The 26,335-nt window shown below is 67.3% G+C and carries 18 protein-coding genes and 1 pseudogene; 7 read left to right on the forward strand and 12 right to left on the reverse strand.

Annotation, left to right across the window (positions count from 1 at the left end; genetic code table 11):
* Positions 1-41: 41 nt before the first annotated feature.
* Genes rpoN through WC815_02060 form a run of 3 tightly spaced genes read right to left on the reverse strand, consistent with a single transcriptional unit; the run spans position 42 to position 4,336 of the window.
* Positions 42-1,475, reverse strand: coding sequence for an RNA polymerase factor sigma-54 (gene rpoN, locus WC815_02050; protein ID MFA5907538.1), 1,434 nt, complete (start codon positions 1,473-1,475; stop codon positions 42-44).
* A gap of 17 nt (positions 1,476-1,492) precedes the next feature.
* The gene (gene lptB, locus WC815_02055) at positions 1,493-2,221 is read right to left on the reverse strand and encodes an LPS export ABC transporter ATP-binding protein (GenBank protein ID MFA5907539.1); all 729 of its coding nucleotides are present in this window, start codon (positions 2,219-2,221) and stop codon (positions 1,493-1,495) included.
* Between the two features lie 12 nt (positions 2,222-2,233).
* Positions 2,234-4,336 (reverse strand): LptA/OstA family protein, encoded by a 2,103-nt coding sequence (locus tag WC815_02060; GenBank protein ID MFA5907540.1) that lies wholly within the window; start codon positions 4,334-4,336, stop codon positions 2,234-2,236.
* A gap of 141 nt (positions 4,337-4,477) precedes the next feature.
* On the opposite strand from WC815_02060, the gene WC815_02065 reads away from it, so the two are divergent.
* Both WC815_02065 and WC815_02070 read left to right on the forward strand, forming a co-directional pair.
* Positions 4,478-4,837: a PadR family transcriptional regulator gene (locus tag WC815_02065; protein MFA5907541.1), complete on the forward strand. Its 360-nt coding sequence runs from the start codon at positions 4,478-4,480 to the stop codon at positions 4,835-4,837.
* Positions 4,827-7,472 (forward strand): ADOP family duplicated permease, encoded by a 2,646-nt coding sequence (locus WC815_02070; GenBank protein MFA5907542.1) that lies wholly within the window; start codon positions 4,827-4,829, stop codon positions 7,470-7,472. Before WC815_02065 ends, WC815_02070 begins: the two co-directional genes overlap by 11 nt.
* A 162-nt stretch (positions 7,473-7,634) precedes the next feature.
* Here WC815_02070 and recJ read toward each other — a convergent pair whose 3' ends face one another.
* From recJ to guaA, 4 genes are read right to left on the reverse strand one after another with little or no spacing between them, the layout of a single operon-like run.
* Complete coding sequence (gene recJ / locus WC815_02075; GenBank protein MFA5907543.1) at positions 7,635-9,389, reverse strand: single-stranded-DNA-specific exonuclease RecJ; 1,755 nt, start codon at positions 9,387-9,389, stop codon at positions 7,635-7,637.
* A 2-nt stretch (positions 9,390-9,391) separates the two neighbouring features.
* Positions 9,392-10,348, reverse strand: a complete 957-nt coding sequence (locus WC815_02080) for an acetyl-CoA carboxylase carboxyltransferase subunit alpha (protein ID MFA5907544.1) — start codon at positions 10,346-10,348, stop codon at positions 9,392-9,394.
* A 4-nt stretch (positions 10,349-10,352) separates the two neighbouring features.
* Positions 10,353-13,874: a DNA polymerase III subunit alpha gene (gene dnaE, locus WC815_02085; protein ID MFA5907545.1), complete on the reverse strand. Its 3,522-nt coding sequence runs from the start codon at positions 13,872-13,874 to the stop codon at positions 10,353-10,355.
* Between the two features lie 13 nt (positions 13,875-13,887).
* Complete coding sequence (gene guaA, locus WC815_02090; protein ID MFA5907546.1) at positions 13,888-15,426, reverse strand: glutamine-hydrolyzing GMP synthase; 1,539 nt, start codon at positions 15,424-15,426, stop codon at positions 13,888-13,890.
* 39 nt (positions 15,427-15,465) lie between these two features.
* Here guaA and WC815_02095 point away from each other — a divergent pair, with 39 nt between their 5' ends.
* Positions 15,466-16,548 (forward strand): PQQ-binding-like beta-propeller repeat protein, encoded by a 1,083-nt coding sequence (locus tag WC815_02095; protein ID MFA5907547.1) that lies wholly within the window; start codon positions 15,466-15,468, stop codon positions 16,546-16,548.
* 216 nt (positions 16,549-16,764) lie between these two features.
* Here the strand turns inward: WC815_02095 and WC815_02100 are convergent, their stop codons facing one another.
* A complete protein-coding gene (locus tag WC815_02100; GenBank protein MFA5907548.1) occupies positions 16,765-17,454 on the reverse strand; it encodes an alpha/beta hydrolase in 690 nt (229 codons plus the stop codon).
* 59 nt (positions 17,455-17,513) lie between these two features.
* Between WC815_02100 and WC815_02105 the strand changes: the two are divergent.
* From WC815_02105 to WC815_02115, 3 genes and pseudogenes are all read left to right on the forward strand, one after another.
* Positions 17,514-17,909: pseudogene (locus WC815_02105) on the forward strand (DDE-type integrase/transposase/recombinase).
* A 116-nt stretch (positions 17,910-18,025) separates the two neighbouring features.
* Positions 18,026-18,250, forward strand: a complete 225-nt coding sequence (locus WC815_02110; protein MFA5907549.1) for a hypothetical protein — start codon at positions 18,026-18,028, stop codon at positions 18,248-18,250.
* Positions 18,247-18,552 carry a hypothetical protein gene (locus tag WC815_02115; protein ID MFA5907550.1) on the forward strand — a complete coding sequence of 102 codons (306 nt, stop codon included), beginning with the start codon at positions 18,247-18,249 and terminating at the stop codon, positions 18,550-18,552. Before WC815_02110 ends, WC815_02115 begins: the two co-directional genes overlap by 4 nt.
* Positions 18,553-18,665: 113 nt before the next feature.
* Here the strand turns inward: WC815_02115 and WC815_02120 are convergent, their stop codons facing one another.
* From WC815_02120 to WC815_02130, 3 genes are all read right to left on the reverse strand, one after another.
* Complete coding sequence (locus WC815_02120; GenBank protein MFA5907551.1) at positions 18,666-19,043, reverse strand: hypothetical protein; 378 nt, start codon at positions 19,041-19,043, stop codon at positions 18,666-18,668.
* A 307-nt stretch (positions 19,044-19,350) separates the two neighbouring features.
* On the reverse strand, positions 19,351-20,559 hold the full coding sequence (locus WC815_02125; GenBank protein MFA5907552.1) for a PLP-dependent aminotransferase family protein: 1,209 nt from the start codon (positions 20,557-20,559) through the stop codon (positions 19,351-19,353).
* Positions 20,556-21,536: a hypothetical protein gene (locus WC815_02130; GenBank protein MFA5907553.1), complete on the reverse strand. Its 981-nt coding sequence runs from the start codon at positions 21,534-21,536 to the stop codon at positions 20,556-20,558. The genes WC815_02125 and WC815_02130 overlap by 4 nt, the downstream gene beginning before the upstream one ends.
* Before the next feature lie 47 nt (positions 21,537-21,583).
* On the opposite strand from WC815_02130, the gene WC815_02135 reads away from it, so the two are divergent.
* A complete protein-coding gene (locus WC815_02135; protein MFA5907554.1) occupies positions 21,584-25,525 on the forward strand; it encodes a HAMP domain-containing sensor histidine kinase in 3,942 nt (1,313 codons plus the stop codon).
* On the opposite strand, the gene pssA is transcribed toward WC815_02135, so the two are convergent.
* Complete coding sequence (gene pssA / locus WC815_02140) at positions 25,522-26,334, reverse strand: CDP-diacylglycerol--serine O-phosphatidyltransferase (protein MFA5907555.1); 813 nt, start codon at positions 26,332-26,334, stop codon at positions 25,522-25,524. The two genes, WC815_02135 and pssA, sit on opposite strands and share 4 nt — an antisense overlap.
* Between the last annotated feature and the right edge of the window lies 1 nt (position 26,335).

Raw genomic sequence — 26,335 nt, forward strand, 5'->3', positions numbered from 1 at the left:
CGCGCAAGTCCCGGCGGGCATGGGCCCCGCCTCGTTGACTTCTAGAACAGCACCTTCCGCTGGTTGGAGGTCGGAATCTTCAGCTCTTCCCGGTACTTCGCGATGGTGCGCCGCGCCAGCATCAGACCCTCCCGCTGCAGGATGTTGACGATCTTCGAGTCGCTGAGCGGCTTCTTGGGGTCCTCGCCCTCGATGATCTTCTTGATCCGGTTCTTGATGGTCACCGACGACACCGCGTCGCCGTACGAGCTGCTGATGCCGCTGTGGAAGAAGTACTTCATTTCGAACACGCCCTGGGGCGTGTGCATGTACTTGTTGGTGACCACGCGGCTGACGGTCGATTCGTGCATGCCGATGTCGTTGGCGACGTCGCGCAAGACCAGCGGCCGCAGGTGCTCGATGCCGTGATCGAGGAAGTCGCGCTGGAACGTGCAGATGCTGGTGGCCACCTTGTGGATGGTCTTCTGCCGCTGCTCCACCGACTTAATCAGCCACAGCGCCGAGCGGAACTTGTCTTTCACGTAGGCGCGCGTCTCGTCGTTGTTCTCGGCCGCGCCCTTGTCGAGCAGGCGGCGGTAGGTCGGGCTGATCCGCAGTTGCGGCAGGCCGTCTTCGTTCAGCACCGCGACGTACTGATCCTCGACCTTGACGATGTAGACGTCGGGAATGACGTACTGCGACGGCTGCGGGTTGAAGCGGCTGCCCGGCTTGGGGTCGAGGTGCTGGATGATCTCGATGTGACCCTTCAGCTCTTCGAGCGTCAGCCCCAGCTTGCGGGCCAGGTCCGGCATCTGGTGGTTGTGCAGCAGGCGCAGGTGCTCGGAGACGATCTTCTCCGTGGGCGTGCCTTCGAGGTGCAGGTGCTTGATCTGCAGCGTCAGGCATTCCTGCAGGTCGCGGGCCGCCACGCCGATGGGGTCGAAGCCCTGGATCAGGCGCAGCGCCTTCTCCACTTCGTCTACCGGCCAGGGCCCCATCGAGGCGATTTCATCCACCGACGCCACCAGGTAGCCGTCGTCGTCGAGGTTGCCGATGATCGCTTCGCCAATCTCGCGGTTGACGTCGGCCTCGGACTGCAGGGACAGCTGCCATTCGAGATGGTCGGTCAGCGACGAGCTGGTCGACAGTGTGTTCTCGATCGGCGGCAGTTCCTTGACCTCCTGCGGCGCCCGCGGGCGGTAGCCGTCGTCCAGGTAATCGCCGAAGAAGTACTCGTAGTCGGCGTCGTCCCAGGAATCGGTCTTGTCGGCCTTGGCCTTGTCTTCGCTCTCTTTTTCGGCAGCCGGCTGCGCCTCCGCGGCCTGGAGGTCCTCGGTGGGGACTTCCTCGAGCAGCGGGTTCTCGACGACCTCCTGGTTGAGGAGATCCGCGAGTTCCAATGTCGACATTGGAAGAAGCTTGATCGCCTGCTGCAGCGACGGCGTCAGGATCAGCTTTTGCGCGAGTCTGGTTTGGAGCTTCTGCTGAATGGCCATGTCCGGCTCTTACAATCTTAGTCCAGCCGGAAATCCGTCCCGAGGTAAATCCGACGGACTTCCTCGTCCGCGGCCAGCGCCGCCGGGGTGCCGCTCCTGAAAATGGCCCCGTCGGTGACGATGTAGGCGCGGTCGGTGATCTTCAGGGTCTGCAGCACGTTGTGGTCGGTAATCAGGATGCCGATGCCGCGATCCCGGAGGTGGAAGATGATCTTCTGGATCTCGGTGACCGCAATCGGATCGATGCCCGCGAACGGCTCGTCCAGGAGGATGAACCGCGGGTTCATGACCAGGGCGCGGGTAATCTCGGCGCGCCGGCGCTCGCCCCCAGACAGGGTGTAGGCGGGCGAATTGGCGAGCGGTGTCAGCCCGAGCTCGGCCAGCAGCTCGCGCAGGCGCGTCCGCCGATCGGCGGCATTCAGGTCCAGCGTTTCGAGGATGGCGAGAATGTTCTGCTCGACGGTCAGGCCGCGGAAGATCGACGGCTCCTGCGGCAGGTAGCCGATGCCCTTGCGCGCGCGGACGTACATCGGGTCGTCGGTGACGTCCTTGCCGTCGAGCAGGACGCGCCCGGCGTCCGGCGAGGTCAGGCCGACCGTCATGTAGAACGTCGTCGTCTTGCCGGCGCCGTTGGGGCCCAGCAGCCCGACGACCTCGCCCGAGTTCACTTCAAGGCTCACGCCGCGCACCACCGTGCGGCCGCCGTATGACTTGGTCAGTTCGTGTGTGCGAAGGGTCGAAGGCATCAGTTGGAGGCGCTACTTGGGCGGCGTTGCGGCGCACTTGCCGCCGCCCTTCGTCTGCGTGCGGACTTCGTTGTTGCCGTCGACTTGGACTCTATCGGACGCCTTGAAGAAGGTCAACGTCTTGCCGCTCAATTCCTGGCAGTCGGCGTCGATCATGGTGACCGGCGACCCGAGGACGACGTATTTCTCGTCCGCCGGCACGTACGACAACCGCGCCCCGGTGACGGTCCGCTTGTCGACGATGGCGGTGACTTTGTCGGTGGCCTCGAGGCGCGTCAGGCTGTTCTCGTCTGGCGCCAGCACGATCTCGATCTTCTCCGCATGCAGGTTGCCGGACTCCCCATCCAGTTGCGCGGCGGTCTCGTAGACGGCGCGGCGGGCCTGGTCGGTGTAGGTGAACGAACCGCCGCGCGCAATGGTCGGCGGGGCCGCGCTGCCGGCGGGCGCATCCTTGCGGACAATGGCGAGCGTGGTGACCACCTTGCCGACCGCGATCAAGTCGCCCTTGGTCTCGTCGATCGTCAGGGTGTCGGCGTTGATCTGCGTCTGGCCCTGCAGCAGGCGGGCCTGGCCCTTGTACTCACCGCGGCGAGTCACCTCGTCGTAGGTCAACGAATCGGCAATCACGTTGACCGGGTCCTTGTCGCCCAATAACCCGGGCCGCTTCCCGGCCGGTGCGTTGCCGGTGGGCTTGCGGGGCGGCTGCAGCGCACTCCTGACCTTGCCGGTGGCCACCATCTTCCTGGGGTCCAGGGTGAGGTCGATGGCGTCGGCATCAATCGTCAAGGTGTCGTCCTTGATGCGGGGACCGGCCGCGCCCTCCTTGCCACTGAGCGCGAGGGTGCCGGCCGTGATCCGGTAGCGCGCCTGGTTGCTCGTCGCGGTCAGCGGGCCGTCGGTGAACTGGAACCGGCCGGCGAACGTGGCTTCCTGCAGGGCGCCCGAAGCCGGCTCGAGCGAGGCCTCCAGGCTCTGCGCGCTGGCCACGCGCGCGCCCTGGGTCCTGGTGGCGGCCTCGGCGTAGTTCACGCCTTCCTGGAACTTCATCAACGACAGGCCCTGCGCGCCGCCCGCCGCGGTGAGGACGTTTGAGCGGATGGTGCGGGCCGAGGTGTCTTTGGTGGCCGGGAGCGTGACCGTCACCGACTGCCGCGCCGCCAGGCTTCTGACGCTGCCGTCCGGGTCCAGTGCGATGTCGAGGAACTCGCCGCTCAGCCGCTGTCCGGCCACGCCGCCCTTCCCCGCCAGCTGAATCGCGCTCTGGCCGGCCAGGGTCGCGTTCTGCAGCGTCCGCCCATCGTCTCCGTAATCGAGGTTCATGTCGCGGGCGGCCATCGACTGCAGCGCGCCCATGCCGGTGCCGCCGGTGACGCGCGAGTCACCGCGCAGTTCGATCAGGTCCGGCTCGTCGCGATCGGGGAACAGGTGGACGACCGCCTCGCCGGCGTCAATCAGCTGCCCTTCCCGATCCATGTGCATGGTGCGCTCGAAACGCATGTAGCGATCGGTCCGCGCAAAGCCGAACGCGCCGGCGGTCACCTCCATCGCGCCCGCGGTGCCTTCGGGCGCGAAATGCACGTTGGCCTGATCGAGGAGCCACAGGGTGTTGCGTTGTTGGTCAAAGGTGAAGCCGACGCCGGTGCCCGACATGCGGCCGCGCGTGAAGCGGACCGCGCCCGGCGCGCGCACGATCTTCTCCGCATCGGTGTAGGTGGCTTCTTCACTGAACGCGGTGAGGCCGTCGTTGGTCTCGAGCTTGACCTCGCCCTTCACCTCGAAGGAGCTCTGGTCCTTGCCGACCCGGGCCTCCTTGCCGGTGATCACGAAGTTGCGGCCGCCGCGGTTGTCGACCATCACCTTGACGCCGAGCAGCTTGGTCTCGCCGCTCTGATAGGTGACCTGGCCCTGGAACTCGATCCGCAGATCCTGGCGGGCGCCCTTGAGCTGGATGACATCGCCGCCGCGCGTCTCCACGGTGGCCGCGGGATCGAGCCGCTCGACCGGCGGCGGAGCCACGCGCACCTCACGGGGCCGCAGCGAGTAGGCCACCGCGCCGACCACGCCGATGGCGACCAGCGCCAGCGCCGCACGCGCGCGTTTCTGCCAGGGAGTCACAACTCAGATTGTACCAATAGACCAGGGCCGCAGATGACACAGATGACACAGACCATGACGATTAACCATTCAGGCCGGCATGGCCCGGCCCGCTCACGAGGGGGTTGACATCCTACATCCCAACGGATGTAGGATGCCTACATGCCGAGAACCGTGCGCTACAAGAGCCGGATGGACCTGATGCAAGGAACCCTCGACCTGATCATCCTGCAGACGTTGAGGCGCGGGCCGCAGCATGGCTACGGTATCAGCCAGGCAATCAACGCCGCGTCCCGCGAGGCCTTCAAGGCGGAAACGGGCACGCTCTATCCGGCCCTGCACCGGCTCGAGGAGCGAGGCTGGATTGCTTCCGAGTGGAAGACCTCCGACAACAAGCAGCGGGCCAACTACTACAAGCTCACTGCAGCGGGGCGCAAGCGCCTCGCCAGTGAACAGTCCCGCTGGCTCCAGCTCGTCGAGGCCATGGCGTCGCTGATGTCGGTGCGGGATCATGAAGCGTAAGGATCGCGAGCAGAGGCTGGCCGAGGAGATCGAGTCGCACCTTGCGATGGCGACGCGCGATCGCATCGAGCGCGGGGAGTCGCCGGAGGAGGCCCGACAGGCCGCACTCCTGGAGTTCGGTAACGTGCCGCTCGTGGCCCAGACGACCCGGGAGACGTGGTCGTGGGTTCGGCTAGAGCAGCTGCTCCAGGACCTGCGATTTGGCGCGCGGATCCTCTGGCATTCCCCGGCGCTAAGCCTGACGGCCGTGTTGCTGGTTGCCTTGGTGGTCGGCGGTAACACGACGGTGTATTCCGTCGTGCGCGGCGTGCTCACCAGTCCAGCGCGTGGCGTCCTCGCCGAGCGCCTGGTCACGATCAAGCACACGGAACCCGGTCGGATGCTGAGCGACCCGTACGTGAGCTATCCGAATTATCGCGATTACGCCTCCCAGTCCACGACCGTGCGCGGCCTGGCCGGCTGGGCCGACGAACGGCTGACCGTTGGCGTCGCGTCCGGCAGTTTCGCCCACTTCGGCGCGCTGGTGACGGCCAACTATATCGAGACCCTCGGTGTGGCGATTGCGGCGGGCCGGCGGTTTCGACCGGACGATGACCAGGCGCGCGACGGACTGGTCGCGATCGTCAGCGACCGCTTCTGGCGCGAGCGACTGCAAGGAGCCCCCGAAGCCATCGGCCAGCCGATCACCGTCAACGGGCGTGTGGCCACCGTCGTCGGAGTGACCGCCGGTGGCTTCCGAGGCGCCACCCTCACGCCAGGTGAGGATCTATGGCTGCCGCTCACGCCGTATTACCAGGCGATCGGCAGCGGCGCCGTCCTGCAGAATCGGGGACAGTGGCTGGTGCTGATGGCCGGGCAGCTGGCGCCGGGGGCATCGCTGGCCGGCGCGGGCGCCGAGTTCGCCGCGATGGCCGACCAGTTGCGCGCGGCCCACCCCGCCGACCTCAAGGATGCCCGAACCGTAGTCAGTGACTACTCCGCCGCCGCTCTCCTCCCGGTTGCCGTGATGGCGCCGCGGTTCCTCGCCCTCTTCAGTGTGGTGACACTAATCACCCTCCTGATCGTATCGGCCAATGTGGCCAACCTGATGCTGAGCCGCTCGGTCATGCGGCAGCGTGATACCGCGGTGCGCCAGTCTCTCGGCGCCTCGCGCACCCGTATCGTTCGAATGCTGGTCGCCGAAGGCGTGGCGGTCTCGGCGGCGGCGTGGGTGGCCGCGTCCCTGTTCGCCTGGTGGACCGCCCGGGTGCTGATTCGCGTAGTCGAACCCCAGGCGGGCGTGCTCGGCGAGATCAAGCCCGACTGGCAGGTGGCGGCATACGCCATGGGGCTGGCGATGGTGGCGACCGTTGCCTTCACGACGGCCCCGGCATTGCGGACGTGGCGGCTGCAGGTGCTGCCGTGGCTGCGCAGCGGCGAGCCCGGTGTCGCGCCGGGCCGGTCGAAACTGTCGAGCGCGCTGGTCGTGATGCAGCTGGCCTTCTCGGTGTTACTCCTCACCAGCGCGGGCCTGGCGTATCGGTCGTTGTCGTTGCTCGATAGTGGCCAACCGGGTTTCAATACCGACAACCTATTGCTGGTGACCGTGCGCGCGGGCCGGGCGGGAGCGTATGTGACGGCCGCGCCGAGCGCCGCCGAGCGCGACGCCGGGTTTGCGCTGATCGCACGCATGCACGAACGATTGGGCGCCTTGGGTGACGTCGCGGCGGTGACCTACTCGCGGCGAGTCCCCAACGGCAATTTCATTGGCACCAGCCCGGTGGCGCGCGATGCTGAGGTGAAGCCGACGCCCGCAGTCATTCGGCCGGTCGGCCCGGATTATTTGCGCGCGCTTGGCCTGGCGCCGAGCGCGGGCCGCGAGATCACGATGGCGGACCGGCGCGGCAGCGCCCGCGTCGCGGTGATCAACCAACACCTGGCCGCGGAGCTGTTTGGCGTGCAGTCGCCGCTCGGCCACACGTTGTTGGTTGGCGATCGCCGGCAGCCGGCAGAAGTGATCGGGGTTGCGCCGAACGCGCTCTATGACGGCCCGTCGCATGATGAGCGGCCACGCTATCTGTTCCTCGCGCAGCAGCAGGCCGACGGCGATCCGCCAGTGGATCCCACCTTCTACATCCGCCATCGCGGCAGCCTCGAAAGCACGACCGCAGCGGCGAGCCGGGCGCTGGCCGGCGTCGACGCCAGCGTCCCGATCGTCACCATGTCGACCATGAACGCGCGTCTCCAAAGCGTGACGGTGCTGGAGCGCATGATCGCCAGGCTGCTGATGGCGTTCGCGGTGGCGTCGCTGGTAGTTGCCGCTTTAGGGCAGTACGCGGTGGCCATGTTCAACACGCGCCGCCGGACGAAGGACTTCGGCGTGCGAATGGCGATTGGCGCCTCATCTTCGCAGATCCAGCGCGACGTCATTGCCGAGGCCTTGCGGCTCACATGGCGGGGCCTGGTTCTCGGGTTCGTCCTCAGCGCTGGTGCCGGCTTTGCCGCCAGAAGCGTGTTGTTTGGCGTTACGCCTACCGACCCGCTCACTTACGCCGCCGTGTTCGCCGTCCTGGCGACGGCGTCAGTCGCGGCGTCGTACCTCCCGGCATGGCGCGCCGGACGCGTCAACGTGGTGGAGGCGCTCCGGCAGGAGTGAGCCGCAGAGCGGCCATCATCTGTGACGAGGCGTTGGAACCGGGTATCGCCGCTTTGTGCGGACCCAGCCACTTGGAGGTGAAGAGGGTGTGAGACCAGACTCACTGCGGCGACTCGTTTAGACAGGATTCTGAATGTAGATGAATCGGCGTCTAATCTGCGTCTAATCGGTGGCTGTCTTGGTACCTGTGGCTGTCTTGGTCTCTGCGGCCCGGAAGTCTTCCAGTCGCAACTCCACGTACTTCTCGCCGCGGAACTCGTTCTCTTCCACGGTGTAGGCGATCTCGACGCCGCTCTTCTGCGCGGTGAGGTTGGGCTCCCGCTCGGCGGCATTCCACTGGATGGCGCGGAGCACGCGGCTGTCCTGCTTCACGCTCATCTTCAGGTGGCGGTCCTTGAGGATGCGCGGCCCGTCGACGACTGACACCGGGCCGGTGTGGAAGCGCGGCTTCGGGTTGCTGGGACCGAACGGCGCCAGCGCCGCGAACTCGGCCACCACGCGATCGGTCAGCTCGTTCAACTTGAGCGGCCCGTCGAGCCAGAGGCGCGGCCGCAGGTCGTCGGGCCCGAGGCAGTTGTCGGCGTACGCGTTCACGGCGTGGCGGAATTCCTTGATCCGCGCCGCTTCGAGCTGCAGTCCGGCGGCCTGCTTGTGGCCACCGAATCGCCCGAGCATGGGCGCGCAGGATTCAAGGGCGCCCAGCATGTCGAAGCCCGGGATGCTGCGGCAGGAGCCGTGCGCGACACCGTCTTCGATGGAGAGGACAATCGCCGGCCGGTAGAAGGCGTCCACCAGCTTCGAGGCGACAATGCCGATCACGCCGCGGTGCCAGCCCTCGCCCGCCACCACCAGCACGCCGCGCGAGCCGATGTCGGGGTCCGATTCCACGATCTTCTTCGCCTTGGCGAGGATGTCCTGATCCTCCTGCCGCCGGCGGGTGTTCTCGGACTCGAGCTGATCCGCCAGCGCCTTCGCCTCTTCCCCCATCGCGTCATCCGAGGCGAGGAGCAGGCGCGTGGCGATGTCGGGCGTGCTCATGCGGCCCGCGGCGTTGATGCGAGGCGCCACCATGAAGCCGATGTGGTAACTGTCGATGGTCTTACCGGTGAGGCCGGCGGCTTCGAACAGCGCGCGCAGGCCCACCTTGTGCGGGCCCTTGGTCAGCATCTGCAGGCCGAGCTTGGCGATCACGCGGTTCTCGCCGATCAGCGGCACCACGTCGGCCAGCGTGCCGATGGCGGCAATCTTGACGAAGGCCGGCAGCCACGCCGATTTGCCGGTGCGGTGGCACAGCGCCTGCACGAGCTTGAGCGCCACGCCGACGCCGGCGAGGTTCTTGTCGGGATAGCTGCAGTCGTGGCGCTTCGGGTTGACCACGGCGAAGGCGTCGGGCAGCTCGCTGTCGGGTTCGTGGTGGTCGGTGATGATCAGGTCGACGCCGAGGTCGCGGGCCCGCCGCGCCGCGTCGGCACCGCGAATGCCGCAGTCTACCGACACGATCAGCTTGACGCCTTCGGCGTGCAGGCGATCGATGGTCGCGGGCTGCAGCCCGTAGCCGTCGGTCAGCCGTTCCGGAATGAAGTGGCCGACGTCGGCGCCGAGCAGTTCCAGCGCCCGCCGCAGGATGACCGTGGAGGTGATGCCGTCGACGTCGTAGTCTCCGTGGATCGCGATGCGTTCCTTGGCGGCGATGGCGGCGAGCAGCCGGTCGGCCGCCTTGCCCACGTCGGTCAGCAGGAACGGGTCGAGCAACTGATCCAGCGACGGCTTCAGGAAGCGCGCGGCATCGTCCGGGTTGGTGAGCCCGCGAATGGCGAGCAGCCGCGCCGTGACCGGCGACACGCCGAGCACACGGGTCAGTTCAAGGGCCTGCGCGGCGTCGTGCGGCCGGGTATTCCAGATTGGGGGAACGGCCACGCTTACGCTTCGACGATGCCGACGGAACCCATCTTGCGGAACTTCGCGTAGCGCTGGTCGAGCCGCTCCTGCACGCCGAGCGCCGAGACCTCGGCCAACGATCGCTGCAGCGCCACGTCGAGCAGCGCCGCGGCCTGGTTGGGGTTGGTGTGGGCGCCGCCGACCGGTTCCAGCACGATTTCGTCGATGACCTCGAGCCGCAGCAAGTCGGGCGCCGTGATCTTGAGGGCCTCGGCGGCTTCCACCTTCTTGGCCGAGTCGCGCCAGAGAATGGCGGCGCAGCCTTCGGGCGGGATCACGCTGTAGATGGCGAACTCGTGCATCAGGATGCGGTCGCCGACGGCCAGGCCCAGGGCGCCGCCGCTGCCGCCTTCACCGTGCACGATCACGATCACCGGCACTTCGAGCATCGCCATCTCGCGCAGGTTCATGGCAATGGCCTCGGCGACGCCGCGCTCCTCGGATTCAATGCCCGGGTAGGCCGCCGGAGTGTCAACAAACGAGATGATCGGCCGGCCGAACTTCTGCGCCATTTCCATGGTCCGCAGCGCCTTGCGATAGCCATCCGGCCGCGCGTAGCCGAAGTTCCGGTAGATTTTCTGCTTGGTGTCGCTGCCCTTCTGGTGGCCGACAATGAGCACCGGCTCGCCCTTGTAGAAGGCGGTGCCGGTGACAATGGCGTGGTCGTCGGCGAACTTGCGGTCGCCGTGCAGCTCGACGAAGTCGGTGAACAGGCGCTCGACGTAGTCGAGCGTGGTGGGCCGGCCCGGGTGCCGCGCCACCTGGACCCGCTGCCAGGGCGTCAGGTTCTTGTAGAGCTCGCCGCGAATGGCGTCGACGCGTTTCTCGAGGCGCGCGATCTCGCGGTCGCGGTCGTCGCTCACGGCGAGCGTTGACAGCGCCTCGATCTCTTTCAGCAGGACGGCAATCGGTTCTTCGAATTCGAGCAGGTCGGGCATGGTGTCAGGAATACACGGTCACTGAGCCTGGGCCGCAGATACGTTCGACGTCTGCGACAAACTGTTCCGACGTGCGCACGCGAATGGACTGCGTGACCTCGGCGCGGACGATGACGTGCCGCGCGCCGCCGTTCAGTTCCACTTCGACCGCCACCGGGCGGTCGCCGCGGTGCTTGGCCATCAGCTCCCACAGCGCTTCAATCGTCTCACGCGGGCAGGTGGCCTTCAACCGGATCCTGACCCCGCGCGACAGCCGCTCCTTGAGCAGGGCCAGGGGCAGGATGTCGGTGCACTGGAAGCGGGAGTTCTCCTCGTCGCGCTCGAACTTGCCGCGCACGAGCAGCAGCGCGCCGTTCTCGATCAACTGGCGGTGCTTGCCGTACATCTCTGGGAACACGACCACTTCGACGGCGCCCTGGTGATCTTCCAGGGTGAACACGCACATCGGGTCGCCCTTCTTGGTCTTCAGGCCGCGGAAGCCCCCGACGATGCCACCCACATACACATCGTCGATGACCAGGCGTCCCGGCGCGCCATCGACGCCCTCGGGAATGTCGCTCAGGGTGAGGTCGCCCACGGTCTTGGCGCCGAAGGCGCGGAGGTCGTCGGCGTGGCGATCGATCGGGTGGCCGCTGAGGTAGAGGCCCAGGGCCTCCTTCTCGTGCGCCAGCAACTCCATTTCGGTCCAGGGTGGCGCGTCCGGCAGCCGGATGATGGAGAGGCCGCCCTCTTCCCCGCCGCCAAACAAGTCGGCCTGGCCCTGTTCCTTGTCCCGCTGGGTGCGGTTGCCGTGCTCGATGGCGCTGTCGACCGCGCCGAACAGCTTGGCGCGGCCGGCCACGAGCGGCACGCCCTGCGGGATCAGGCTGTCGCACGCTCCTGAGCGGACCAGCGCTTCGAGCACCTTCTTGTTGACGAGGCGCAGGTCGAGCTCTTCGCACAGCTGATGGACCGAGGTGATGCGCCCGGTGCGCTCGCGGACCTCGATCAGGCTGCGGATGGCGCCTTCGCCGAGGCCCTTGATGGCCGTCAACCCGAAGCGCACGCCCTCGGGGACCACCGTGAAGTGCAGCTGGCTCTCGTTGATGTCGGGCGGCAGCACCTGGATGCCGCGCTCGCGCGATTCGCTGATGTAGACGGCGAGTTTCTCGGTGTTCGCGGCTTCGATGGTCAGCAGCGCCGCGGCGAAGTGCTTCGGGAAGTTCGCCTTGAGGTACGCCGTCTGGTAGGCCAGGAACGCGTAGGCGGTGGAGTGCGACTTGTTGAAGCCGTAGCCCGCGAAGAACTCCATCAGCTCGAAGATCTTGCTGGCCTTCTTCTCGTTGACGTTCTTGGCCAGCGCGCCGCTCATGAAGGCCTCGCGCTGCTTGGCCATGACCTTGGGGTCTTTCTTGCCCATGGCCTTGCGGAGCACGTCGGACTGGCCCATGGTGAACCCGGCGACCACCGAGGCCATGCGCATGACCTGTTCCTGGTAGGCGATGACGCCGTAGGTGTCGGCGAGGATCGGCTCGAGGGACGGCAGGTCGTATTTCACCTGGCTGCGGCCGGCCTTGCGGTTGATGTAGTCGTCCACCATGCCGCCCTTGAGCGGGCCGGGCCGGTAGAGGGCGTTCATCGCGATCAGGTCTTCGAGCCGCTGCGGCTTGGCCCGGCGCAGGATCTCGCGCATGCCCGAGCTTTCGAACTGGAAGATGCCGTAGGTCTGGCCGTCCACGAACAGCTGATAGGTCCGGGCGTCGTCGAGCGGGATGTTGTCGATGTCGAGCACGGTCCCTTCCGTGCGCTTGATCTCCGACAACGCGTCCTGGATCAGCGTCAGCGTGCTCAGGCCCAGGAAGTCCATCTTCAGGAGGCCGACGCGCTCGACTTCCTTCATCGCCCACTGGGTCGTGATTTCGTCGCGGTTGCTCTTGTAGAGCGGCGCGTAGTCGGTGATCGGCCCGGGCGCGATCACCACGCCGGCGGCGTGGACGCCGGCGTTCCTGGACACGCCCTCGAGCCGCTTCCCCATCTCGAGCAGGTCGTTGACGCGCGAGTCGTTCTTCGCCATGTCGCGAAGCACTGGGTTCTCAGCCAGTGCCTTCTCCAGCGTCATGTCGAGCGCCGGCGGAATCTGCTTGGCAATGCGATCGACGTCCGCGTACGGCATGTCCATCACGCGGCCGACGTCGCGGATGACCGCCTTCGCCTTCATGGTGCCGAAGGTGATGATCTGCGAGACGTTCTCGCGGCCGTACTTCGCCGTGACGTACTCGATCACTTCCCCACGGCGGCGCTCGCAGAAGTCAACGTCGATATCGGGCAGCGACACGCGCTCGGGGTTCAGGAAGCGCTCGAAAATCAGGTCGTAGTGGAGGGGATCGACGTCGGTGATGCGCAGCGCCCACGCCACCAGGCTGCCGGCGGCGGAGCCGCGGCCCGGCCCGACCGGGATGCCGTGGTCGCGCGCGTAGCGGATGAAATCCCACACGATCATGAAGTACCCGGGGTACTCCATCTTCTTGATCATGGCGATCTCATAGACCAGCCGCTCGTCGTATTCCGCGATGGTGTGCCGAAGCTGGTCCTTCTCGTCCAGCTGCCGGAGCCGCTCGAGCCGCTGTTGGTAGCCCTCGCGCACCACGTGCTCGAAGTAGTCGTCCAGCGTGTAGCCTTCGGGCACCGCGAACTTCGGCAGGTGGTTCTGGCCCTGCGGAATGGTCACGTTGCAGCGCTCGGCGATGAGCAGCGTGTTCTTCATCGCCTCCGGATAGTCGCCGAACACCTCGGCCATCTGCGCCGCGGTCTTCAGGAAGAACTGGTCGCCGTGATACTTCAGGCGATTGACGTCGTTCACCGACTTGCCGGTGCCGATGCACAGCAGGATGTCGTGCGGCTTGTGGTCGCCGTGGCGCAGGTAGTGCACGTCGTTGGTGACCACCAGCGGCATGTCGAGGTCGCGAGCGATCGGGATCAGGCCGTTGTTGACGATGCGCTGTTCCTCGATGCCCTGGAACTGCATCTCGAGGAAGAAGTTGCCCTTCCCCAGGATGTCGCGGTACTGCGCCGCCGCGGCCAGCGCCTTTCCGGCCTGCTCGGCGCGAATCCCGCTGGCGACCTCGCCCTTGAGGCAGCTGCTCAGGCCGATCAGCCCTTCGGCATGCTGCGCCAGGATCTCCTTGTCGATGCGCGGCTTGTAGTAGAAACCCTCGGTGTAGCCGGACGACACCAGCTTGATCAGGTTCTTGAAACCGATCTCGTTCTCGGCCAGCAGCACCAGGTGGTTCGCGGTCTCACCCGGCGTGCCGCTCTTGTCGCGGCGATCGCCGGGCGCGACGTAGACCTCGCAGCCGAGGATCGGGTTGATGCCGCGCTTGCGGGCGGCGTCGTGAAAGACCACCGACGAGAACATGTTGCCGTGCTCGGTCACCGCCAGCGCCGGCATCTTCAGCCGCTGGGCCTCGTCGAGCAGCTCGTCGATCCGGCACGCACCGTCGAGCAGCGAGAACTCGGTGTGCAAGTGGAGGTGGACGAAGTCTTTCATGGCCGCCCGTGCCCTATTCCCACTCGATGGTTGAGGGAGGCTTCGAGCTGATGTCGTAGACGACGCGGTTGATCCCGCGCACTTCGTTGACGATGCGCGAGGAGATCGCGGCGAGCAGCTCGTGCGGCAGGCGCGCCCAGTCGGCGGTCATGCCGTCGAGGCTTTCGACCGCGCGCACCGCCACCGTGAACTCGTAGGTGCGCGCATCGCCCATCACGCCCACGCTCTGCACCGGCAGCAGCACGGCGAAGCTCTGCCAGACCCGCTCGTACCAGCCGGCCTTCCGGATCTCGTCGGCGACAATGGCATCGGCCTTCTGCAGCAGCGCGATCTTGTCGCGCGTGATGTCGCCGAGGATGCGGACGGCGAGGCCGGGACCGGGGAATGGCTGGCGGACCAGGAATTCCTTGTCGATGCCGAGGTCGCGGCCGACGGCGCGGACCTCGTCCTTGAACAGCTCGCGCAACGGCTCCACCAGCTTGAACTTCATGCCGGCCGGCAGGCCGCCGACGTTGTGGTGGCTCTTGATCGTGGCCGACGGGCCGCGGACCGACACCGATTCGATGACGTCGGGATAGAGCGTGCCCTGCGCCAGGAAGTCGAACTCGCCCAGCGCCTGCGCCTTCTCGTTGAACACGTCGATGAAGGTGCCGCCGATCAGCTTGCGCTTGGTCTCGGGATCGGTGACGCCGGCCAGCCGCGACAGGAAGATGTCGGTGGCATCGACAAAGTGAACCGGCAGCGCCAGTTTCTTGTAGCGCTCGACCACCTGCTGCGCCTCGTTCAGCCGCAGCAGCCCGTTGTCCACGAAGATGCACTGCAGGTGATCGCCGATGGCGCGGTGGATGATCGAAGCGGCGACCGTCGAGTCAACGCCGCCCGACAGGCCGCACACGACGCGGCCGTTCCCCACCTGGGCCTTGATGCGCGCCGTGGCCTCGTCGATGAACGAGGCGATGGTCCAGTCGCCGGTGCACCCGCACACGCCGAAGGCGAAGTTGCGCAGCAGGTCCTTGCCGCGGTCGGTGTGCGCCACTTCCGGGTGGAACAGCAGCGCGTAGTAGCCGAGCTCCGGCGCCTCCATCGCGGCGACCGGGGCGTTGTTGCTGGTGGCACACACGGTGAAGCCCGGCGGCGCGGCGGCGACGAAGTCACCGTGGCTGGCCCACACCTTGAGCTCGTCCGGAATGTCCTTGAACATGCGCGACGCGCCCGGCTCTCGCCGGACGATGGCGTGACCGAACTCGCGATGCGCCGACCGCCCGAGCCGGCCGCCGAGCATCTCGGTCATCAACTGCATGCCGTAGCAGATGCCCAGCGTCGGCACGCCGAGGTCGAGCACCGCGCGATCGCAGTGCGGCGCGCCCTCCTCGTCCACGCTGCTGGGGCCGCCCGACAGGATGACGCCCGCGGGCCGCTTGGCCTTGATGGCGTCGAGCGGCGTGTTGAACGGGAGTATTTCGCAGTACACCGACAGCTCGCGTAAACGCCGCGCGATCAGCTGGGTAAACTGCGAACCGAAATCAAGAACGAGGATAGTTTGATGGGCCACGAAATCTCGAATGAGGGGTACGCCACTATTATAGGGCTGATGGGCCTCCTGGTCGCGGCGGTGATCGTGATTCTGCAGGCGGTGGCCGCCACCGTCGCGCCGCTCGACCCGCGCTGGGCAATTCCTTTCGACTCGCCGCCGGCCGCCGCCGCTGGTTTCGACGCCACGACGGCCTACGTGCCGCTCAAAGGCGGGCAATTGGTGGCGGTCGATCTCGATCGCGGCACGGTGCGCTGGCGCCTGGACGTGGCCACACCGTTCACGCCCGCCACCGGCGATGGGCTGGTGTTCACCAACACCGAGTCATCGATTGAGGCGCGCGACGCGCAAACCGGGGCGACGCGGTGGCGGACTCCCCTGCCCGGCGGCGCCGCCGTTCCTCTCTATTGGGACACCGGGTGGCTGCTCGCCTCCACGCCAAACGGCGATCTCGCCGCCTTTCGGGCATCCGACGGAAACCTGGTGTGGCGCCAGCCGCTGGGGTCGCCCTTGGCCGCCGCGCCGGTTCCCGCGCTCGATCGCCTCTACCTGCCGCTGGCCGACAACCGGCTGGTCGCCGTCCTGCTCGCCACCGGCGAGACCGCCTGGAGCCGCACGCTGGCCAGCCGCATCACCGGCCTGCTCGCGCTCGACGACCAGCTGGTACTCGGCACCACCGGGCACGACGTGGTGAGCGTGCGCCTGGCGGACGGCCGGGAGCGCTGGACGTGGCACGTGGGCGGCGACGTGTCGGGGCTGCCCTCCGCGGACCAGAAGCGCATCTACTTCGCGTCGCGCGACAACGTGCTGCGGGCCGTGGATCGCAAGAGCGGCAACCTGCGCTGGAAGGCATCGCTCCCGTCACGGCCGGCCGGCGGGCCGCTGCCGCTGCCCAATATGGTCCTGATGCCGCTGGTGTCGTCAGAGATCGCGGGGCTCGATCTGGAGACCGGCAAGCCCACCGTCACCGTGAAGGCCGCCGGCGAGATTGGGCCGCAGCCGTTCTTCCGGCCTGGGGCGCGAGCCACGGCCGTGCGGTTGGTGACGGTCAGCCGCGATGGTCAGCTGCAGGGGTTTGCGCAGCGGTTCGAGCCCGTTCCGGGTCTCATTGACGTGCTCCCGGGCGTGCCGGCCGTGCCTTAGCCACTGATTAAAGGAATACAGCCGCAGATTAGACACAGATTCGGCACAGATTCTTCGACCCCTTTCACGCCCCCGCATTTCGCGACGGCCAACGCCTCCGCTCCGGCCGCGGCGCGCGTCCTCATCACATCGCGTCCCGCCGGTTGCAGGCTGAGTCAGGCCCCTCGACCAGCCACCGTCTTTTACCCGGGACCAAACGCGACGGTCGCCTGCACCTCAGGGCGAGGCCCTCCTGGCACGCTCTACGACTTCCCGGATGGCTTCGACGACTTTTGCAGGCTGATCCACCGCGACGAAGTGGCCGCTGTTTTCAGCGATCACCTGCCGGCCGATGGTCGACTCTCCCGCCAACTCGCGGTGGAGCTCGACCCACGTCGAGTAGAGCACGGCCTCTTCACCCTGAGGCGGCGTCTCTTCTCGCCGCGTCAGGACGATGAGTGGCAGATTGCGCAGCGGCGTCTTCCTCGCAGCCACCCTTGCCTGCCGCATCTGGGCGAAGCTCTCCTCAACGGCTGCTGTCTCGGCGAAGATCGCATCGACGGCGTTGGTCCTGTAGCCGATGGCGGTTGCTGCCGGCTGACCGTCGGGTGGCAACACGTTCATTCCTGCGACGTCGACCGGCATTCCGGCCAGACGCATGATCCCCAACCGCGAAGCAAGCTGGAACAGGCGCAGAGGCATCGCGTTGGGCTTTGCTGATGGGGACCGGATGAACTGGTCCTCATGGGCGGGATCAACCAGCACGATGCCAGCCACTTCCTCAGGGTAGCGATACGCGTACAGGCGGACGTTGCACCCTCCAAGCGAGGCTCCCACGAGCACGTGGCGTTGGCACCTGTGCGTTTCGAAGAAGTTCGTGGAGCTCGGCCACCATCCGCCCGCTGTTTCGGGGCCGCGGGCCGGCATCGCTCCAACCGTACCCCGCGCGGTCGTAGGCGAGCGTTTGCGCGAACTCCGCCACTGCCGCCGCTCAGCCGACCATTCGTCGCGAGCTGGTGCTCGATGCCGTGTTGTCGGCCGTGCGTCGACGGCGGCCCCGCGGCACGCTGATCCACTCCGATCAGGGCACCCAGTTTGGTAGCGATGCGTGGCGTCGATTCTGCCGTTCAAATCATCTCGAACCGAGTATGAGCCGGAAGGGCAATTGCTGGGACAATGCCGTCGCCGAGTCGTTCTTTAGCAGCTTGAAGAAAGAGCGAATCAAAAAACAGATCTACAAGAACCGCGAACTCGCGATCGCGGACGTGGCCGACTACATCGATACGTTCTACACTCGCACCAGGCGTCATAGCCATCTCGGAGGGGTCAGCCCCGAGCAGTTCGAAGCGGCTCATAAGATGCGCCGGCAACGTCTCCACTGAATCCTGGGAACTCCACCGCGAGCGGCGGCGCCGGTCACGCGAAGGAGTCTAAACCATCGGCCGCTCGTCGGCTGCAGCGGCTTGTTAGGCGGCGCTTCGAGTGCTAGGCTGGCCCCATGACGATTAAGGCCCGAGTCCACGACGGGCGTTTGATAGTCGATGAGCCAACGAGCCTGCCGGAGGGCACCGAGGTGCAGTTACTCCCCCTCGACCCTGGCGACTGGCTCGACGATGCCGACCGCGCTGCTTTACACGAAGCCCTTGCGCAGTCAGAGGCCGATGTAAGGGCAGGCCGGTTGCTCGATGCCTCGGATGTCTTGAAGAGGCTCCGGCCGCGGTGAAGGACCGCCGCGTTCGCTTCACGGCGACCGCCGGCCAACATCTGGACCTCGAGCGCACCTGGTGGCTCGAAAATCGCGATCATCAGGAACTATTCGCCACCGAACTCGAATCTGCGGTGAAGATTCTTGCGCTCTTGCCTGGGGCTGGCACCCCGTACCTTCGGACCGGACTCCTTGGACTGAGGCGGCTCTACTTGCGTAAGATTGCCTGCCACATCTACTACACGTTCAATGACGATGAAGTAATTGTCCGCGCCCTCTGGGGCGCCCGCCGCGAGCGTGGTCCGATGATCGAAGAATAGGCCTTCGTTGTCGCCCGCCTAACGGACGGCGCATAAGCCGCGGCGACCGAATGTCCGCATGATGCCACAACAGCTGAACGCCGACGGCTTCATGCGCAGGTTAGGCCGCGCAATCAGACCTCTGGCCACATCGGCGTGAAATAGTACACACCAACTGCACAGGCAGTGACGCTGGCGATGAGAAGCGCCGGCACCATCCTGCTGCCCGCGATTCGTGCGAGCGCGGCTCGAAGGATGGCCGCTACGACGATTGCGGCGCTCACGTAAACCGCTTCGCCCAGGTTTGCCAACGTCTTCGGCAACGCGCCTGAGATGATCAAAGTTAGCCACACCGCGAACGGCACGAGAAAGACCGTCAGCTCCCACCAATGCCAGCGCACGAAGCGACGCGTGAACCAGACTACGGGTGCAACTACCGGCAAAGTGATTACCGCGTGACCCAACCAAAGGATGGCCAAGACGAGAATATCGTCATAATCCAAATAATTCACGATGTCGGCCTAACTGTATCTATGCTGCGAGGCCGTCGGCCCATTCCGACCTTCCATAGCCGAATCTACGCAGCAAAGGACACCAGGCATCAACTCTCTGGTGACAGCGCAAGGTGCCAGCGTTGCGGATGATAGCACTCCGATGGACCGCTGCCCGCGAGGGCCTTCGCTGCCAGATCCGGGGCCGGGCCATCCCGAGCACTGCCCACCATCAATCCAACACAAAGCGTTTGTAATCGAGCGACGGTCGGCCCGATTCGATTGAGTCCGATTGGATCAAATCTGCGCCAAATCTGCGGCTGTCTTCTTATCCGTGGCTGCTGATGGCCGCGGCAAGCCGAGTGATGCCCTCGGCGATCTGTTCGTGGCTGATGCCCGAGAATGACAAGCGCGCATACTGGTGTCCGCGGCCGTCCACGAAGAACGCGCTGCCGATCACGAAGCTCACCTTCTCCTTCAGCGCCCGCTCGAACAGTTCCCGATCATCGACGCCCTCGGGCAGTTCAATCCACAGGAAGAACCCGCCGCGTGGTGAGGTCCACTTGACCCGGCCCGCCAGCGCCGACTGCAACGCCTGCTCCATCACCGCCCGCTTGGCCTGGTAGTGCGCGCGCAAGCCGGGCGCGATGCGATCGACCACGCCCCGATCCATCGCGGCGTGCACGATGCGCTGGTCGAACACGCTGCTGCAGATGTCGGCGGCCTGCTTGGCCAGTTCGACCTTCTGCGCAATCGCCCGCGGCGCCACCATCCACGCCACGCGCAGGCCGGGCACCAGCACCTTGGAGAAACTCCCGAGGTAGACCACGCGCCCGTCAGCATCGTCGGCCTTGATCGGCCGCGTGTCGGCGGCGGTCGCGGCGTCTTCGAAGTAGATCGCGCCGTACGGATCGTCCTCGAGAATCACCAGGTCATGGCGCCGCGCGGCGTCGAGCAGCGCGAGCCGCCGCGCCCGGCTCATGAGCAGGCCCGCCGGGTTCTGGAAGTTCGGCGTCACGTAGATGAACTTCGGGGTCTGCCCCTTCGCCCGGATGCCGGCGATGGCGGCATCGAGCGCCGCCAGGTCGATGCCCTCGGCGTCCTGCGGCACGCCGGCGAAGCCGGCCCGCAGGTTATGAAACGCGGCGAGGGCGCCGCTGTAGGTCGGGAGCTCGACCAGGATGACGTCGCCCGGATCGATCAACACGCGCCCGACGAGGTCGAGGCCTTGCTGGGAACCGGTGGTGATGACCATGTCTTCGAAGGCGCCGGTGATGCCGCGGTCCTTCAAGGTCTTGGCGATCAGCTGTTCGATCAGCGGGCGATAGCCGCGGGTGGCGCCGTACTGGAGCACGTTGCCGTCGCGCCGGGCCAGCAGCTCGGCGGTGATCGACTGGAGGTCGTCCCACGGGAACACGTCCGGCGAGGGGTATCCAGCGGCAAGCGAGATCAAGCCGGGCACCGCCGCGCCGAGAATGCCCGAGCGGCGGATGGCCGATTCCTGGAAGTCCTGGGCGGCTTTCGACAACTGGATCATGCGCGTGTCACCTGCTGCAAATGGCCGGGTGGCTGCACTTCGACGCCGGAGGGCTGCAGCGTGCAATGCAGCCGGGCGTAGGTCGCCACGCCGGTGAGACCAACGAACTGGAACACCACGCCGCGGACCAGCCACGCGAACACCTGCAGCGGCAGGGCGGCAAGGCCCACAAAGGGCACGAACGCAATCAGGCCGAGCGCGGCCGTCGCCAGGATCGAGACGCCCGTCGCCATCAGCATGAGGGCGAGGATGGCGGCGAGCACCTGCCCGATCTCTTTCGTCCGCCGCCGCATCAGGCGCGCCACATGCGGCACGGCCTCGTGCACGGCGCAGTCTTCCGCGGCGACGACCAGCTGCAACAGCAGGTAGACGAAGTTGACGAGCGTCACGGCGAGGATCAACGCCAGCGAGGCCAGCGCGACGGTCACCGGGCCGTCGAGCGCGCGCGTCACCGGCGGCCCGAACACCAGCGCCATGTAGCCGCCGAAGAGGAGCGCGTAGACCACGGTGAGCCCGATGCCGAGCCGCAGGTAGCGGGAAAACAGCGACCGCACGCCGCCGGTGAAGCGCTCGACGGTGGACTGGTTGGCCGGCGCCAGCGACGACAGCCGCAGCGGCGGCAGCTCGATCGGGCCGGCCGCGCGGTCGCCGGCCAGGAGCACGGTCACGCTCCCCGCCTTCACCGCAAACATCAACACCGACCCACCGGAGAGCACGAGCCCGAGCGCGACCAGGAACGCCGCGAGCGCGACCGGTTGCGCCAGCAGCACGCCCACCATGGTCGAGAGGATCTGCCCCGGCTCGAGCCTGAGCATCTCGAGGGGATCGCCGCCCACCACGAGCGCGACCAGCATGAGGCCGCCGACGATCGGTACGGCCAGCAAGGTCTTGAACAGGGTATCGGCGACAAACTGGACGAGGACGACTTGCCAGTTGGCCGCGGTGACCAGCGCACCGCGCTTGAGCGCGAACTTCAACGAACGTGGGACGCTAGACAGATCCACATTCTACAATGGCGATGCGGATGGCCTTCCCACCCTTCGTCGCCCGGAGCGCCCAGAAGCTGGCCTTGGGCGGAGCCGTGGCCGCGCTGGCAATCGGGATCGCCGCGTTCGTGGTCGAGCGTACGCAATTGGGGGCCGACCTGGCCGCGTCCCGGGCGCGGCTGCAGGCCGAGGTGTCCGGCCAGTTCGCCGCGCTGGGCAACCGCCTCGACCTGGCCGTCCGGGCGGTGTCGCTCGACGCCAACATCGTCCGGCTGGCCGAGCAAGGTGATGCCGCCGCCACGCGCAGCCTGTTCGACCAGGCCGCCGCCGGCGCGCGCACCTCGGCCGAGCCGGTCTCGGTCACCATCTACGGCGCGCAGAATCAGCCCGTGGCGTGGGTGGGCCGATCCGAAGACGTGCCCGACGCCCGGCTGACCGGGCCGGCGTCCCTGTTCCTGGCGCAGAGCACGCAGGGCCTGCAACTGGTTCGCGTCCAGCCGGTGGTGGACGCCGCCGACCCGGCCCGCCACATTGGCGCCGTGGTCGCCGAGGCGCCGCTGTCGCGCCACGGCCGCGCGCCGATGGCCGGTGCCGGCTTCGCCATCGAGACCAGCATCGTGCCCGTCTCGTTGCGCCCGCAGTTCGAGGGCGCGTCCGACGCCGGCCCCGACTCGTTCATCATCCGTACGCCGGCCGGCACGCCGTTGGCGTCCGTGCTGCTGTCTGACGCCGACCTCGAAGGCTCTCGCCAGCTGATTCGCGATCGCCGCTTCGCGGCCGAGATCGCGCTGGCCGCCATCCTGTTGCTGCTCTTCGCCGGGCCGCTGCTCGATTGGCGGCGCGCCACGCGATCGGCGCCGGCCGCCGCCGGTCTCACGCTGGTGATTGCGCTCCTGCTCGTCGGCGCCCGCGCCGTCCTCTGGATCGCGACGCGCCGAGTGGGTCTCGCCGAACCGGCGCTGGTGCCGTCGGCGCCGTGGGCGCCGGTGTCGGCCCTGCTGATGGCGTCACCGCTGGACTTCCTGCTCACCGGCGCGACCGCGCTGGCGCTCACCGCGCTGGCCGCCTCCACCTTCACCCTCTGGCGCCTGGCCCATCGTCCGGGTGTGGGCGTGATCGTGGTGGACAAGCCGTCGCTCGGGTGGTTCTTCCTGACGGTGCAGGCCGCCGCCGGCGCGGTGGTCGTGGCGCTGCTGATCGCGTACGGGTCGTTCCTGCGGACGGACGTGTCGCAGGTGGCGGTGGACATCCTGCGCTTCGCGATCGAGCCGCGCGACTGGGTGCGCCTGTTGGTGGTGGTGGGCCTGCTCGCGTTGAACGCGGCCGTGGTGGGCCTGGCGGTGGTGGTCCTGCGCGCGGCGGCGTCACCGTGGGTCTTTGCGACCGCACCCCGTCGCTGGCGCGTGCGCGGCGCGCTGGCGTGGTTGCTGCCGGCGGCGTTGCTCCTGTGGCCGGGCGTCGACGTCTACGCGCCGCTCGCGCCCACGTTGACGGTCGTCGCGTTTGCGGCCGCCGCGGCCTGGACGCTGCATCACTACGGGCCGTGGTTGCCGCGCGGATCGCAGGCCACGCGGCTGCTGGTGTCGCTGCTGGCCCTCGTGCTGCCGTCGGTGGTGCTGTATCCGTCGCTGGTCGATGCGGCGGCGCGGGCCCGCCGGCAGTTGGTGGAAGAGCGATACGCGCCGGAGGTGCTGAACCAGCGTCCGGACGTCCGCCTGAAGCTGGTGCAGGCGCTGGCCGAGATCGATCGGATCGAAGCACTGGATGACCTGGTGAGCGCCAGCGAGCCGCCGCCGGCCGGTCCGCCACCGACGGACGCGGCGTTCCTGGTCTGGTCGCAAACCAGCCTGGCCACGCAGCGCCTGACCTCGAGCGTGGAACTGCACAACACCGCCGGCGCCATGGTGAGCCGGTTCGCCATGAGCCTCCCCGATCTCGTCCAGGGCCAGGTCTGGCAGGAGAAGTCGTGCGAATGGGAAATGCCCGAGGAGGTGTCGCCGTTCTTCTCGGTCGAGCGCCGGCTGCTGCATGCCGGCCGCGCGATCTGCGTCACCGGGCCAGATGGCCGTCGCCAGGTGGCCGGTTCGGTGGTCGTGCACTCGATGCTCGACTACGCCAACCTCTCCTTCATCTCGGCGCAGGATCCCTACACCGCCCTGATGCGCTCGGGACAACCGCGGCCGGAGCCGCGGCCGCGCGCCGAGGTCGATCTCTACGTCTACGGCTGGAGCCGCCGCGTCCTCTACAGCTCGGTTGAGACGGCGCCGCCGTTGACCGAAGAGGTGTTCCGGCGCGCCTACGAATCGCGCACCCCCTTCTGGACGACGATTCCTCGCGAGTCCGGTTCGCTCGACGTTTACGTGATGAGCGACCGCGCGGGCATCTACGTGCTGGGGACGGCCGAGCCGACGGCCTTCGGCCACCTGGTGACCATCGCCGAGCTGATCACGCTGGTGTTCGCGGCGTTTGTGCTGATGGCCGGCGGCGGAGTGGCGGCGAACTTCATCCTGGCGCGCGCGCCGGCGACCGGCCGCGCGCTGCTGGCCGAGGTGCGGGCGAGCTTCTACCGCAAGCTGTTCCTCGCCTTCGTGCTGTCGGCGGTGGTCCCGGTGCTGGCGCTCGCCCTGGTGTCGCGTGCCTACATCGCGTCCCTGATATTGGCCGACATCGAGAGCGAAGCGACGCGCCTCGCCACCGTCGCCAGCCGCGTCGTCGAAGACATGGGCACGCTGCAAATCGGCCAGGCGGCGGTGGACGACAACATCATCGTGTGGCTGAGCCGCGTGATCGCGCAGGACGTGAACATCTTCGAGGGCCCCAACCTGCTGGCGTCGAGCGAGCGCAACCTGTTTTCGTCGGGCCTGCTGCCCACCCGCACGCCCGGCGAAGTGTTCCGGGCCATCCTGCTGGATGGCCAGCCGTCGTACGTCGGGCGCGAGGTGGCCGGCGACCTCGAGTACCTGACCGCCGCCACGCCGGTGCGCCTCCAGGGCGGGCGCCAGGCGGTGCTCACCGTGCCGCTGACCTCGCGCCAGCAGGAAACGCAGGCGCAGATCGAAGAGCTCGATCGCCGCGTGTTGCTGGCGGCGCTGCTGTTCATCATGGTCGGCGCCGGCATCGGCTACTACATGGCCGAACGGATCGCCGATCCGGTGAACCGGCTGATGCGCGCGACCCGCCGCATCGCGCGCGGCGACCTCGACGCGCGGGTGCTGGCCACCTCGTCTGACGAGCTGCGGCGCCTGGTCGAAGCCTTCAACCAGATGGCCGCGGACCTGCAGCGGCAGCGGCAGGAACTCGAGCGTACCAATCGCCTCGCGGCGTGGGCCGACATGGCGCGCCAGGTGGCGCACGACATCAAGAACCCGCTGACGCCGATCCAGCTGAATGCCGAGCACCTGCGCCGGGTGCACATCGATCAAGGCCGTCCCCTCGGCGGCGTGATCGACGAATGCGTGAGCAACATCCTCGGCCAGGTGCGCCTGTTGCGGCAGATCTCATCGGAGTTCTCGAGCTTCGCCTCGTCGCCCGAACCGCGGCCGGTCGACACCAGCCTGTTCGAGCTGGTGGCTGAGATCATCGACCCCTATCGGTCGGGACTCGCCGGCCGCGTCGTCATCGACACGCACGTGCCAACCGGCCTGCCCCTGCTCCGCGTCGACCGGATGCTGGTGGGCCGGGCGCTGACCAACGTGCTCGAGAATGCGCTGCACGCGATGCCGGGCGGCGGCACGCTGACCATCGATGCCGCGCTGGCGCCGGGAGGCATGGTGCAACTGCGCGTGACCGACACCGGCATCGGCATGGATGCCGAGGCGATGGCCAAGATCTTCGAGCCGTATTTTTCGACGAAGGCGATTGGGACCGGGCTGGGGATGACGATCGCGAAGCGGAACACCGAGGCGACCGGCGGGTCGATTCAGGTGGCGTCGGAGCGAGGCCGCGGGACCACCGTGACCATGACGCTGCCGCTGGCCTAGCTGGCGTCTTCGTGGCGGGCCGCATCCGGCGAGCCCTGTTCGGTGGCCGGCTCGCTCCGCCTCTTCCCCATCAGCGTCCCGACGAATCCCGAAATGAAATAGGAATACGCCAGCACGATCAGCACTTCGTGCGGATAGGTGACCAGCAGCGCGATGCCCGCGGCCACCAGCAGCAGCAAACGGTAACCGCCGCGCATGCCGAGGTCGAAGGTCTTGAAGCTCTGGAAGCGGATGGAACTCACCATCAGGATCGCCGGCACCAGCAGCATCACCAGGCCGAGCCAGGCTTGGGGCTTCGCGGCCAGGGCCTCCGGAAAATAGAAGACGGTGGCCGCTACCAGCCCGGCCGCGGCCGGGCTGGGCAGGCCGATGAAGTAGCGCTTGTCGGTGTTGGTCTGGATGTTGAACCGCGCCAGCCGCAGCGCCGCCGCGGTCAGGTAGACGAAGCCGACCGCCCACCCCATGCGGCCGAGCGGCTGCAGCCCCCACTGAAACGCGAGCACCGCCGGCGCCATGCCGAACGAGATGAGGTCGGCCAGCGAATCGAGCTGCACGCCGAACTCGCTGGTGGTGCCAGTCATGCGGGCAATGCGGCCGTCGAGCATGTCGAGCACGACCGCCACGCCGATGAACGGCGCCGCGGTGATGAACTCGCCGCGCATGGCATGGACGACGCAGGCCCAGCCGCAAAACAGGTTGGCCAGCGTGAACAGGCTCGGCAGCAACGACACACCGCGCCGGATGCCACGGCGGTCGTGGCTGCGGTTGAAGGCGTGCAGACGTAGGGGCGAACCGTGCCGCGATTCCACT

It is taken from the genome of Vicinamibacterales bacterium, from assembly GCA_041659285.1.
Lineage (GTDB): Bacteria > Acidobacteriota > Vicinamibacteria > Vicinamibacterales > UBA2999 > 12-FULL-67-14b.

Bases quoted from the DNA above. Each gene is read 5' to 3' on its own strand.
- rpoN (MFA5907538.1), bottom strand. From the start codon at position 1,475: ATGGCCATTCAGCAGAAGCTCCAAACCAGACTCGCGCAAAAGCTGATC.
- lptB (MFA5907539.1), bottom strand. From the start codon at position 2,221: ATGCCTTCGACCCTTCGCACACACGAACTGACCAAGTCATACGGCGGC.
- WC815_02065 (MFA5907541.1), top strand. From the start codon at position 4,478: ATGCCGAGAACCGTGCGCTACAAGAGCCGGATGGACCTGATGCAAGGA.
- WC815_02070 (MFA5907542.1), top strand. From the start codon at position 4,827: ATGAAGCGTAAGGATCGCGAGCAGAGGCTGGCCGAGGAGATCGAGTCG.
- WC815_02080 (MFA5907544.1), bottom strand. From the start codon at position 10,348: ATGCCCGACCTGCTCGAATTCGAAGAACCGATTGCCGTCCTGCTGAAA.
- dnaE (MFA5907545.1), bottom strand. From the start codon at position 13,874: ATGAAAGACTTCGTCCACCTCCACTTGCACACCGAGTTCTCGCTGCTC.
- WC815_02095 (MFA5907547.1), top strand. From the start codon at position 15,466: ATGGGCCTCCTGGTCGCGGCGGTGATCGTGATTCTGCAGGCGGTGGCC.
- WC815_02100 (MFA5907548.1), bottom strand. From the start codon at position 17,454: ATGCCGGCCCGCGGCCCCGAAACAGCGGGCGGATGGTGGCCGAGCTCC.
- WC815_02110 (MFA5907549.1), top strand. From the start codon at position 18,026: ATGACGATTAAGGCCCGAGTCCACGACGGGCGTTTGATAGTCGATGAG.
- WC815_02125 (MFA5907552.1), bottom strand. From the start codon at position 20,559: ATGATCCAGTTGTCGAAAGCCGCCCAGGACTTCCAGGAATCGGCCATC.
- WC815_02135 (MFA5907554.1), top strand. From the start codon at position 21,584: ATGGCCTTCCCACCCTTCGTCGCCCGGAGCGCCCAGAAGCTGGCCTTG.